Consider the following 12,612-nt stretch of genomic DNA (forward strand, 5'->3'; position numbering starts at 1 on the left):
AACAATATGTTAGATACAATTTGGGTTTTTCATGGAGAAGGAGGGCGGTTTTCAAGTGGAGTTTTTACTTCAATTGAAAAGGCAGAAATATGGATAAATAGACATAAGTTATCAGGAGTTTTAACAGCATATCCAATTGATGAAGGCGTGTACGACTGGGCATTATTTAATGATTTTTTCAATGTGAAAAAACAAGCTCAAATGGAACCTAGTTTTATCCAACAATTTACTTCGGCAAATCAAGAGCATTATCATTATGATAATGGAACGAGGGATAATTAATCAGTCTTTCGAATATTTTGGCATCGGCCAATTATATTCCAATCCTTCCAATGATATTGTTTTAAGTGTTTTCTGGTCTACTTTAAATTTTCTTTGAATCTCGGCCTTGAACTTTTTTGCAAGTTGATGCTGATAAGTATCATTCTTCTCTGCGTTACTAAAGCTCGTCAATGGATACTTTCTTTCGGCCTCTTGCATCGACTTGTCCTCTGCCTGGATAATCTCCTTAAATATCTCTTTTCGAATTTCAAGTGTAAGTGATTTGCGATAAGATGGTGCTTTTTCCGGAGAAGGAATTTTAAAATGCTGTGCAGCTACGGTAAGTTCATCATCATTTTTAGCCTTTGAAAGCCTTGCGACCCATTGTCCCATACCACTTTGACTGTGCTCTTCCGTTTGAAATAGAAATAGACTGACTGCATTTGGGCTTGCATCACTATTCTTTATAGAATCATAAAGATGGAGTAGGAGCTGCTTATTGTTTTCATCATTTAATCCATCGTCACCCTTTAATACGATGTTGGCTCTATATAAGGTTTTTGTCGGTGTTCTAGAAATGGTTGGTGGTAATAACCTGTATCCGCTTAGTTTAATGGGTGCCGCTATACTTATTTCATCATTAGTTGTGTCCGTCAACTCAGTAGACTCAATTGTTTCTGAATTTAGACAACAAGCAAACAGTATTATTGCACTCAGGGATGTGAATAAAAATCTTTTCCTCATAATATTTTTTAATATGTGCTTTGGTTAAATTTCCTGTTTTCGATTTTAATCAAGCTAAGATTTCTTGTACTCTAAGCTATTTAAAGTTTAAATGAACTGTTTTAATAGGGATGTTTTCCACCAAGCCATCTCATAAGTCCATCTCCGCCAAAAAGAAAAAATACAATTAAACCACTTATGATGATAAACAATAGCATACATCCAAAAGTATTAGCTTCTAGCTTGCCTCTTTCGTCGTCTGTCATATTTGCCACTCGACGGTAATGATCTTCCCTTAATTTGCGACGACCATATTTTGTATTCGGATTATAAGGTTTTCTTTGCGCCATGATGTTGCAGATGGTTCTAAGATTAAATAGAATCTACTAGTAAATCTCAGCCTTTCTTTTACTTTCTCCTTACGGGTTCCCGTATAATTTCATTTTAAACAAGCTTTAGTTTTGATTAAAGTTATTATAAACAACATAGACAATGGAAATATTTTTAGGATGGATTATCTTTTCGTTAGCAGTGGGTGCTATTGGTATTAATAGAAATATAGGTTTTGCCGGAGCATTCTTTCTTTCATTATTCCTATCTCCGGTTATTGGACTCATTTTCACTCTGGTGTCTAAATCAGACGAGCAACTCAAATTTGAAACGGAATTGCTTTCACATACAAAAAAGCAAACCGATGGCATCTTAAATGCTGGTCATAAATCATTTACAGATGAGTTATTTAAACTTAAGACATTGTTGGACTCCGGTCTGATTAGCAGAGAGGAGTTCGAGTCGGAAAAGGAGAATTTAAGACGAAATGCCCCTATTAAGAAAACGGTACTCGCCTTATATTGCTCGCAGACTCCAAGTATGTCAGGAACACTTATGGTAAGGGTGGGGGATATAGGAGGTTTCGTTACTTTACCTTGGAGTAAGAATGATGCAATAGATTTCAATGTACAGACAGATGAAGTGAAGGTGGTGATTAGTCCTAAATCAGTATTCGCTAGCGAAAAGACCGTATATCTTAAAACTATTAAAGATGAAGCTGCTTATTACGATATTTTTGAAGTCTATAGTAGGTCATAGACTATTAGAAATATGCGGCTATGAATAAACATACTTTATAATTAAATTTCAAAATTATGGCACTAAAACCAGGACCAAAAAGAATTGCCGAATCGACGGGCAAACCAGACAGACGCCAAAGAGACAACAAAGAAACTCCAGGCAATACGCCTTCTTTACCTCCTCCAAAAAGACAACAAGGGAAGAAGTAGTATTTTTTCATAATACACAATGCAAATAACTTTGCATTGTGTATTTAAATATTCTAAGGATCTCAATGCCTGCTGAAATGAAGGCTCTATTAATCGTTGATGAGAGGTGTATGCATCTTCGGAGAAATGTTTTGTTATATCCAAAAATACTTCTCGATTGGCAATTGAGAATAAGAGCATTTCAGTAAAAAAGTTGGTCGCATTTCTCTTTTTCTCCAATACAAAGTCTTTTTGCAATCTCTTTAATAAGGCAATTGAGTGTTTGGTATGCTCGTTCTTTAATGATTGGGAATTTTACGCGAGCAAATGCGATCCTTCTGTACTTATTGGAGTTGATATTGACGATTGTCAATTCGATAGGGAAGCCACTAAAATAACGGCATATGAACCGTAATCATTTTAACTTTTCGGTATCTCCCTGCTGCCGCTTATAAAGCCCTAGTTTCTCTCAGATAGACCATGCTACAAACATACTTTTGCCTATATCATTTAAATCAAAGAAATATGGCAATTCAATTTTTAGTTAAAGAGACAATGCAGTTGATGGAGAATCTATCTGCAACTGAGATCGATGGATTAACAGGAGACGATGCACTATATGCAGGTGTACAGCTTTTAGGTTATTACGAAAAGGGAGATACCCCAGCCCCCATTATCTATTACGTGAACAATGAAGAGACAAGGCTAGACGATGGAGGAAGCATAGTCACAGTGGGGACGACAAAGTTGGTGCACTCTTTTGAAACCATTATCGATGTGCGGTATTTTGGTTTGCGAAGCGGTTTAGGCTATATTAATGATCCGCAGCTTGTCAATAATATCTTCATCAATAATGCGGGCAAATGTATCCTGTTTGATTACGATACAGACTTTACCATGGATATGGGGACTTATTGGGACAATGGGACTATTAAAGTGGTGAGCAATACCAATATTATTATCAATGGAGTGATACGCCATCGCCCCAGTACTAACAGCAACGCCAGTATGTTTCTCGTTCGAAATGCTGTCAATGTTTCTTTTGACGGCATTGGTAAGCTTATCGGCTATAAGCATAAACGCCCTGTATTGGGCCTCAACCTTTACTATAAACATTTTAATCGATTTAATGGTGTTTATCAGTTAGGTGATTATGTAACCATCAATTCTTTTGGATATAAAGTCATTCAGTTGGGACAGATGGATAAGGATCCCAATGCTACCAGCACCTCTGCAATAGGAGCTATTTTTATGCTTGGAACTCCTTCCAATTCTTCTGAAGAAATCAAATTTATGAAGCTTGAGCTTATTGAAAAGAATTTAGGTGAATGGGGGCATGGCATTTATATTTTTTCTTCAAGCAATGTAAGTATTAGCGGGTTGACCTTAAGCGAATTTTGGGGAGACGGATCCACAGTGGGCGGTGAAGAAGATCAGGGCAATGACAAACCGAGTGAAGTAGTCAAATACAAGAACGTTCAGTTTGTCGATAATCGAAGGCAGGGAATATCTCTCGTAAACTGTCGTACAATCGAAGTTGATCATTGCGTATTTTCCCAAACCTATGGGACTCTTCCGATGGCGGGGATAGATATTGAGCCAAACCCAGATAAGGATAACAAAATCAAGGTCGGAAAAGTTGTTGATGTTAAAATTACCAACTCTATCTTTACTGATAACTATCAGGCACTCGCAATGTTCAATCCTTTCAAGTTGGAAACGTCCAGGATTGATAATATTTATCTTGAAAATAATGAAATGCGCGGTAATTTGATCAGTAATCTAGTGGTGACTAGAGCAGGAAAAGTAACCGTTGAGGGATTACGTTCCTATCCGACTAAAGTTGGCAATTATTCTGGAGATATTTCTGTCTGTGCAGCATCTTTTGATATGGGCAATTCCTATATTGAATCCGATGCTAATTACAGTACTGTACAGACCAATTTACATGCAATAAATCTAGGTAACACATTTGCGGATCTATCTTTAATGAAAAGATTTGGGATCAGTGACAGTGAATTAAGGGGACTAAACGGTAGCAGCCAAAACTTTCTTAACCTTCCATTTGCCTGTCCGGATTTGGAGATTAAATTTAAACATGCTCGTGTCATCGATGTAGGTACTTGTACAATTGCGACCGGGGGAACCGTTACCCAGTTAAAATCTTTGTCTTTTGAAAACTGCTATTTTAAAGGCTATGCTGGTTACCTTGGATCTAAGACCATAGCAATGGAAAAGCTCAACTATATTAATAATACGTTCGACCTCACGTCTCGACCTAATGTTGTCAATGAGTCTTTGATTAATATTCCTGTTAATTGTCAAGTATCCAATATCGTCGGAAATACCTTTAATGGCTTAGAGCTGGTCGGCATACAGTCCGATAACAGTCTTATTACTGTGCGTAATACAGGCGCGGGTGTTCGGGCCAATATTTTACAGAATACATTTAAAAATATCGGCAAGGTAAGTAGTCCAATTATTGAAACCTTTGGGGGAAATAGCACACCGACTTTTGTAATTGATTCTAACTCTTTTATAGATTGTTATGTAAATAATTATTTTAGAGTGAACAGAAGCAACCACGGCTTTCATTTTATAGCAAAAAACCTATTTACCCGAGCTTCTGCAGAGGATGCTATTAATATATTGGGCAGCGCCTTTGCTACAGGTTTTAGATTATTTATTAATATGAATGTATTACAATTGGCAGCCAATAAGAACATAATTTCTCCACTGCTCTATTCCGGCAATATTGTTTTGCAGGCCAATACTGTTAATCATCTATTTCGATATAAAAATGAAGACGTATTAGGGAATGCTACGGATTTAATTAAAGGAGTGGTTAATCAAACTGCAGTTACTCCTAATAGTGCATTACCTCCCGGGGCGACCTATGGACAATCTGAAGTTCAAGGGATCTTGAGCGAATTGCGGGACTTAAAAGCGAAGCTAAGGGCTGCAGGCATATTGGCAAAATAATTAAATAACATATAACAAAAACCTAAAGTGCGGTATTCCAAAAAATATCGCATTTTTCTTTTAAAATAACGGATAGGAACCGTAATCATTTCAACTTTTCGGTATCGTCCAACTACCGCTTACAAAGCCCTATTTTCTCTCAGATCGACCTGGCAGCAAACATACTTTTGCCTATATCATTTAAATCAAAGAAATATGGCAAATCAATTTTTAGTTAAGGAAACTATGGCAGCTATGCAAGGCATATCAGCCATTGAAATCACAGCATTGCAAAACGGTACCTACGAAGGAGTGGAGCTATTAGGCTATTACGAAAAAGGGGATACCCCAGCACCGATCAAGTACTATCTGGCTGCGGCTACTCCGGGGCCTGGGGCAGACGATGGTGGCAGTCTAATTGTAGTTAGTGGAATCGGGCTTATCCATGAATTTTGTGATCGGGTTGATGTGAGTTATTTTGGTGCCATAGGTGGCGTTGTCGATTGTCTTGAAAGAATCAACCGTGCCATTGTGTATGCGCAAAACAATAACGTAAAAATAGTTGAAGTCAGCCAAGATGTGCTTTTAAGTTTGCCAGCGAGCTATTATGGACCAGGTATATTGATGAAGTCACATGTTTATTTGGAGCTCAATGCGACGATCGCTATTCGAACCAATAACAATGACCGGTATGCAATTATATTATTTTCGGAGGTCGTCGATAGCGGTGTGTTTGGTAGGGGGCGTATAACCGGCGATAATGCAACACATATTGAAACTTCGAGTGAGTGGGGGCACGGTATAAATATTGTCGATGGCTGTAGCGATATCAGCATTCAGGATATCACGATTGAAAATTGTTGTGGCGATGGCATATGTATAGGCGGTGCAGAAACTGCCGACGGGGGGAGCATTAATATTTCTGTAGATCATGTAATCGTGGACAATAATGGACGTCAGGGTATTACGGTAACGAAAGGAAGCAACATCAGTATTTCAAAGTCGAGAATCAGCAATACTGGAGTGATTAATGGCAAATTCCCCATGGATGGAATAGACATTGAGCCGAATAAAAATAATAGCGTTTTGAACGTCAATATTTATGATAATACTTTCCTGAATAATGTCGGGCATGATTTCGAAAGCAATTGCATGCGGACAAATACGATGATCGAGAATGTTAATTTTTACAATAATACCATTCAGGTAACTAAACAAAAATCTGCCACAGTAAGCGCTCTAATCAAGGTGAATGCAGAAAGGCTTAAGGATGATATGATTACCAAGAATATCTCCATTAAAAATAATCAGTTATTTTATGAATTTGATGGAGTACCTCAGATTACAGCATTTATCTATTGTTACGGTTCTGCAAAGGTGATCGATATAAGCAGCAATACATTTAAAACCAATCTTGACATCACTTCGATTAAACTCGATACTGTCTTTGATGTTGTGGTTGGCTCTAACTTCTCCTGGCGATCGTTCCACTTTGTGCTATGCCAAACAGAAGTAAAGGGGCTAACCGTGCATGCAAATACTGTTGATACCCTAATGCATGCCATGGTATCCGCTGGCAATAGCTCCAAGATTAAAGTTTATTCCAACACGATCAATAAGCAAATAGGAACTTCGGTGATGGCGTACAATTATAGTAATTGCAGCGATTTGTTTATTTACAATAATAATAGTACCAACTTGAGCATGGGCTTCTTTTCCAATAGTGGCATGTTGTCCAATTGTATTATCAAAGGGAATGTCATTAACAATTTCAACACCTCTGGTAAGGCGAATGGTCCCTGTATTTATGTTACGGGAGTTACTGCCAGTGCCAATATCGTCGTTGAGGATAATACCATATTACAGACAGCGAATGCATTGTCGATCGGTATTCGTGCATCCTTGTCGCTGTCTGAAACCTATATTAAAAATAACATGCTGATCGGACAGTTTGCCCAGCGCGTTTCCAATGAGGTTGGGGCAGCAGTAAAGGTGCTGGATCAGAATATTATATTAGAGGCCAATAATACTGTTCCAGGCTTAGTGAAAAAGTCGGCAGCAGTAGGAGGTTCAGCAAGCCCTTTGCCAAATGCAGTTACAGATTCGGTAGCGGATACACTACCAAAAATTGTCACTGACCTAAATACATTGATCGGAAAATACAATGAGCTTCGCAGTCTGACTAGTGAGGTACGCGGTTCGCTGAATGCCAAATTGGTTGCTGATAGAGCGAGTGGCCAACAGGCATAATTTTTTTGAAAGGCTTATTGCTTCGGTCTCCCTTAACGACCGTTAAGGGAGACTTTTCGATCTATTTTATACCTTTATAGCAGCTTACGTTTTGCATCCTCAAATTCTGCTTTTGTAATCACTCCTTTTTCCATCAATCCATGTAATCGCTCTATTTCAGTCGCAGCATCCTTTTGGGGAATGGGTGAAGTGGGTACATAATTATGAATAATGGGCTGTGAAAAATATACACGGTTATATTTCATATCAAAACTCTCTTTATTCATGGAGAGAAAAACGATAAAATCAATCAAAGCGATAAATGCGGGTATAAGCGTCCAGCAAAAAAGGAGGTAAAGGACACCTAATCCGGTTTGCCCGAGGTAAAATCTATGTGCACCAAATCCTCCAAGGAAAAATGCCATTAAAGCTGCGGTTGTTTTATCTTTCATATGTTATTGATTAATGCGGTTTGTATTGTCTTTTCAAACCTACGGATTGCCTGTTAGGCATTCTTACGGTTTCCCGTAACTAATCCTCTATTCAACCGATATCTTGGCCTTAAATTGTATGTAAGGCTATTTTAATCGTTACTTGGGGGGCAAAATTCAAATGAACAAAAAATCTATGGTTGTAACACAGAAACCGACTCCTAAAATTTATTTAGGACACATGTGGTATGAATTTTTTTAAATCGAAGGTGCTTTCCGTATTCATAAAAAATTTAATCAAAAATTAGTGGTGGTCAGATAGCCCGACGCACGTAATGATTCCAAGATATGGTTTGCCTCAGCTTGATCCATATCATTTGCAAATTTTATGGTTTTAAAACCATATTCAAATCGAATAGTGCCTCTGTTTCTAAAAATACCTAAACTATTCCCCTGGTTCCAAAAAACAAACTCAAAATGTTCTTCCTCAACATGAAATTTCTTCGCTTCTTGTAGATCATAAATCTTATGCCTGAATAGAATATCGTTTTTTCTGGCAATACTTATTTGCTCGCGATCTATTGTAATAATTTCTTTTCCAATGAGGTACCACATCAACGTTTTCATTACAAATAAGCCCGCTGCCATCGAGAGCATCAACCAAACTATAAAAAATATTCCCTCGAAGCTTAAACCGCCAGTGTTATCGGAAAAGTTTTCAAGTGTCGGGGCAAAAAAAATAATTGATTGTATCCAACCAACCAGCCATAAACTAAAAATAATGATAATAGGTAAATGCTTTTTTGCCGGGACAATAATGGAATACCCCGTTGGAGTTTCGTAATGGGTTGCAATATCGCTATATGGCCTTTCCATATTCAATTTGTTCTATTGGTGTACCAATTCAAATGGTCCAATTTTCGATGGCTAATATGCAATAAAAAAACGAATTTCAATATGATAAGGTTTAGAACAAACAGAATGCTGCGTTCTTTCCCTAAAATCATGCATGAAGATATTATAAATCTAAAATTTTTACATAAATTTAAAGCTTACTTGTATTTATAAGATCTATTTAATCCTTTTTAATGGCAACAATACGGATGACTTCCAGCAATATACTGACGAGCCGAACTATAACCACAATAATCTGTTTTTTTATTTTTAGCCTTAGCAATTCTTTTGCGCAATCACTTGACAATTTTTTAGTGGTTGGACAGCGCTACACGATAAACTCTAAAATACTTAATGAAAGCAGAAATTATTCTGTTTATTTACCGGCTTCCTATAAAAACAATGTCGACAAAAAATACATCGTTGCCTATGTTTTAGATGGGGACAGAAGTAAATTTTTAGAAGTGTCGGGGATTGCACAATCGATGCATTCAGATGCAAATCTTAAGCTGCAAATACCTGAACTTATTATTGTATCAATAGAAAATACCGATAGAACGAAGAATTTTACTCCTACAAATTCATTGAATTATTTGGATAGAGAAGATATTACTGCATTTAAAAGTAGCGGAAAAGCGGATGATTTCATGCGTTTTATGGAGGATGAATTAATGGTAGAAATCAATAATTCTTTCAGAACCCTTCCACAAAGCATGATTATCGGCCACTCATTGGGTGGACTATTTGCGTTACATTGCCTGTTAGAAAATCCGCAGCTGTTTAGTTATTACTTACTTATCGACCCCTCTTGGTTTTGGGATCATAATTATATTGGGAAAAGAAGTAAAGAAGTTTTGGCGAATCGAGTCGACCTAAAAGCTAGGATATACATTGCATTAGCCAATAATATGCAGGAGGATAAGAGGCATTATCAATGGGGAAATCAATTTTATAAATTACTGAAAGAGAATAAATCTCCAGATCTGAAGGTAGACTTTAGATATTTTGAAGACGAAAAGCATTTAACAGTAACAATTCCTGCTACATATTATGGCCTTCGATATCTCTTCGAGCCATATAATATTGATATAAATGAAGTAACAAAAGACCCCAATATATTGGTAAATTACAGTGCAAAAATAAAAAAGGAACTTTTCTTTGATACTAAACCGGACCAAAGTTTTGTAAATACAATTGGATATGTTGCCCTTTATGATAGGCAACTACCTGATATAGCAATTTCTATTTTTGAGCTGAATACGGAAAATTATCCGCAATCAATCAATGTATGGGATAGCTTAGCCGAGGCCTACACAGTCAGGGGATATATGGATAAAGCAAAAAAGTGTTATGAAAAAATCTTGACACTTTCTCCAACTAATAATATCGCAAAAACTAAACTTGAAGAATTAAATAACAAAATAAAACAGAGAAACTAAATGCTGGACATCGGAAAGCGAAACCAGCATTTTGTACCACTTCGCCCGCAATATATAGTGTATATTGGGCTTAAGTATTAACATTTCCCGATTGAAAAGTAGCAGTTAATAATTCAATTAAAAGATTGGGAATACTATCCACCTACAGTCGGCGCTTTGCCAAATTTCTTCTTAAAGGCGGAAGAAAAATGGGACAGGGTCTCGAAACCAAGATCGAGATAGATAGCTGATGGTTTTTTGTTTTTTCTTTCAATTAAATGCCGTGCTTCATTCAGCCTTTTATCCTGTAACCACTTACGTGGCGGCATCCCGAAGGTTTTCTGAAAATCTCTTTTATATCCTGAAAGGCTTCTTCCGGTGAGTTGTGCAAACTTTTCAATAGGGACATTGAAATGAAAATTGCTCAGCATAAATTTTTCTAGATCCATCTTATAAGGCGCTGCGAAATCAAACAAAAAGTTACGCAGTGCCGGAACAGCTATCAGTATCAACTTGATTCCCTCTTTCACCTTTAAAAGTCCCATCTCGTCAGTCATTTCATGACCAGCGCTTCGTGCGTAGGGAACGACCGACTGGAAATAACCTTTGATAAACGCATTATTGGGGAGGCATATGTTCGGAAGGCCGGTGTATTTACCCTGGGCTTCCATCTTTTCTTCTAGTGCTATTTGACGCATCAGATCTTCTTGCAGTGATATTACGATAGTTTCATAGTGGCCACTTGGCCCGGGGGTTTTAGTCAAGGTTCCCAGCTGATTCTTGTGAATTAGCAATACTTCCCCGGCAGATATGTTTACATGCTGCTCAGCTGTTTCCAGAACCATCTGGCCCGAGACCTGTAATACCAAGGTATGGTGGTTCCATACGCATGCTTTCTCTTTCTTTAGGGAAGAAAGGTAGGAATAGAATATCACGCCGGGAAGTATTTCTGCTGGACTTTCCATTTATCTTTGTAAGTAAGTACCACCTTTAATAGCACCGATTGCAAATGTAGTGTTTAAAATATTCATCTCCTCTGGGCTAATTACAATTTCCATCGCATCGATATTTTCGGGTAGTCTTGATCTGCGGCTCATACTCACCAATGGCATGATATTGTCGCCTTGTTCTTTTACCCACGCAATCGCAAGTTGTGTAGGGCTGACATTGTTACGCTGAGCAATTTCTTTTAATACTTTCACTTTTTCAAGATTATGGATCAGGTTATTACCCTGAAAACGGGAAAAGTGATTTCGATGGTCATCCGCAGGAATTGGCGCTTGTAGGTTACCGGTTAACAGTCCTTCGGCCGTGTTGGCAAATGCCACGACACCAATCCCTAATTCTTTAGCCGCAGGCAATAGCTCATTTTCGATCTGACGGTCAGCCAAAGAATAACCGATTTCTAGTGCACTGATGGGATAAACGCTGTTGGCTTTACGGAGCTGATAGGCGGTTATTTCCGATACGCCTATATGACGTACTTTTCCTTCAGCTACTAGGTCTGCAATCGTTCCGATGATGTCTTCTATTGGCACACTGCTATCCATTCTACAGGGTTGATATAAGTCGATAGTTTCAATGCCCAGACGGGTCAACGAATAGTTGACAAAATTCTTGATCGCTACAGGACGGAGATCCAAGCCGATCCATTGACCGTTGTGGAAAATAGCACCGAATTTGACACTGATGAAAGCATCATCCCGTCTTCCCTTAATGGCTTTGCCAATAAGCATTTCGTTGTGACCTGCACCATAAAAATCTCCCGTATTCAGGAAGTTTATCCCACTGTCCAAAGCTTGATGGATGGTTGCAATGCTTTCGGTTTCGTCGGGAGTTGGGCCACCCCATATTGATGACATCCGCATACATCCCAGACTAAGCTTTGAAACCGTGGGGCCGTTTTGCCCCAATTGAATTTTAGTAATTTCTGACATTTGATTGATTAAATTTATTATACAAAGGTCTTGATTTAATAACCATATTGCTTTCTTCTACGGTTCAATTTACTTGTCTGTATGGTTCATCTATTCGTGAATTGAATGGTCATTGGTTTTCGAATCCGGACGGCCAACGTTAATCAAGATCTCCGCTCAACAAATTGATCAAATTTTCTTTGGATCTCGGCCTTGAACTTTTTTGCTAGCTGATGTTGATAAGTATCATTCTTCTTCGCATTACTAAAGCTCGTCAATGGATACTTTTTTCGGCCATTTGTATCGACTTTCCCTCTGCCTGGATAATCACCTTAAATATTTCTTTTCGAATTTCAAGTGTAAGTGATTCGCGATAAGATGGTGCATTTTCCGGAGATGGAATTTTTCGATCCTGATAGTGTTGTTCCGTACAAATTGTGAATACCATATTTCCAATATTTGTCTTAAGATCAGAACCAAATTATGGTAGGTTTGCAAAAGGACCTACTTTTTTTTGACT

The 12,612-nt window shown here is 37.9% G+C and carries 13 protein-coding genes; 6 read left to right on the top strand and 7 right to left on the bottom strand.

Features of this window, described 5'->3' with window-relative positions:
- The first annotated feature begins 6 nt into the window (after positions 1–6).
- Positions 7–282: a hypothetical protein gene (locus tag GVK91_RS26340; RefSeq protein ID WP_159732378.1), complete on the top strand. Its 276-nt coding sequence runs from the start codon at positions 7–9 to the stop codon at positions 280–282.
- Here GVK91_RS26340 and GVK91_RS26345 read toward each other — a convergent pair whose 3' ends face one another.
- Complete coding sequence (locus tag GVK91_RS26345) at positions 283–1,005, bottom strand: hypothetical protein (RefSeq protein ID WP_159732381.1); 723 nt, start codon at positions 1,003–1,005, stop codon at positions 283–285. It abuts the gene before it with no gap.
- A 101-nt stretch (positions 1,006–1,106) separates the two neighbouring features.
- On the bottom strand, positions 1,107–1,334 hold the full coding sequence (locus GVK91_RS26350) for a hypothetical protein (protein ID WP_159732384.1): 228 nt from the start codon (positions 1,332–1,334) through the stop codon (positions 1,107–1,109).
- Positions 1,335–1,476: 142 nt separating this feature from the next.
- Between GVK91_RS26350 and GVK91_RS26355 the strand changes: the two genes are divergently transcribed.
- From GVK91_RS26355 to GVK91_RS26365, 4 genes are all read left to right on the top strand, one after another.
- On the top strand, positions 1,477–2,073 hold the full coding sequence (locus tag GVK91_RS26355; protein ID WP_159732387.1) for an SHOCT domain-containing protein: 597 nt from the start codon (positions 1,477–1,479) through the stop codon (positions 2,071–2,073).
- A gap of 56 nt (positions 2,074–2,129) precedes the next feature.
- Positions 2,130–2,264 (top strand): hypothetical protein, encoded by a 135-nt coding sequence (locus GVK91_RS27690; RefSeq protein WP_262886229.1) that lies wholly within the window; start codon positions 2,130–2,132, stop codon positions 2,262–2,264.
- 504 nt (positions 2,265–2,768) lie between these two features.
- Entirely contained in the window at positions 2,769–5,225 is a 2,457-nt protein-coding gene (locus tag GVK91_RS26360) for a hypothetical protein (protein ID WP_159732390.1), read from the top strand.
- Between the two features lie 195 nt (positions 5,226–5,420).
- Entirely contained in the window at positions 5,421–7,454 is a 2,034-nt protein-coding gene (locus tag GVK91_RS26365) for a right-handed parallel beta-helix repeat-containing protein (RefSeq protein ID WP_159732393.1), read from the top strand.
- Positions 7,455–7,528: 74 nt separating this feature from the next.
- Here GVK91_RS26365 and GVK91_RS26370 read toward each other — a convergent pair whose 3' ends face one another.
- On the bottom strand, positions 7,529–7,885 hold the full coding sequence (locus GVK91_RS26370) for an NINE protein (RefSeq protein ID WP_159732396.1): 357 nt from the start codon (positions 7,883–7,885) through the stop codon (positions 7,529–7,531).
- A 276-nt stretch (positions 7,886–8,161) separates the two neighbouring features.
- On the bottom strand, positions 8,162–8,740 hold the full coding sequence (locus GVK91_RS26375) for a hypothetical protein (RefSeq protein ID WP_159732399.1): 579 nt from the start codon (positions 8,738–8,740) through the stop codon (positions 8,162–8,164).
- A gap of 227 nt (positions 8,741–8,967) precedes the next feature.
- Between GVK91_RS26375 and GVK91_RS26380 the strand changes: the two genes are divergently transcribed.
- Positions 8,968–10,197, top strand: coding sequence for an alpha/beta hydrolase-fold protein (locus GVK91_RS26380; RefSeq protein ID WP_235033001.1), 1,230 nt, complete (start codon positions 8,968–8,970; stop codon positions 10,195–10,197).
- 134 nt (positions 10,198–10,331) lie between these two features.
- Here GVK91_RS26380 and GVK91_RS26385 read toward each other — a convergent pair whose 3' ends face one another.
- The 3 genes from GVK91_RS26385 to GVK91_RS26395 all read right to left on the bottom strand — a co-directional run bounded on the left by GVK91_RS26385 (position 10,332) and on the right by GVK91_RS26395 (position 12,540).
- Positions 10,332–11,141: an AraC family transcriptional regulator gene (locus GVK91_RS26385; RefSeq protein ID WP_159732405.1), complete on the bottom strand. Its 810-nt coding sequence runs from the start codon at positions 11,139–11,141 to the stop codon at positions 10,332–10,334.
- Positions 11,142–12,113 (bottom strand): aldo/keto reductase, encoded by a 972-nt coding sequence (locus GVK91_RS26390; RefSeq protein WP_159732408.1) that lies wholly within the window; start codon positions 12,111–12,113, stop codon positions 11,142–11,144. It abuts the gene before it with no gap.
- Between the two features lie 253 nt (positions 12,114–12,366).
- Entirely contained in the window at positions 12,367–12,540 is a 174-nt protein-coding gene (locus GVK91_RS26395; protein WP_159732411.1) for a hypothetical protein, read from the bottom strand.
- Between the last annotated feature and the right edge of the window lie 72 nt (positions 12,541–12,612).

Source organism: Sphingobacterium sp. 18053, assembly GCF_902706145.1.
Taxonomy (GTDB): domain Bacteria; phylum Bacteroidota; class Bacteroidia; order Sphingobacteriales; family Sphingobacteriaceae; genus Sphingobacterium; species Sphingobacterium paramultivorum.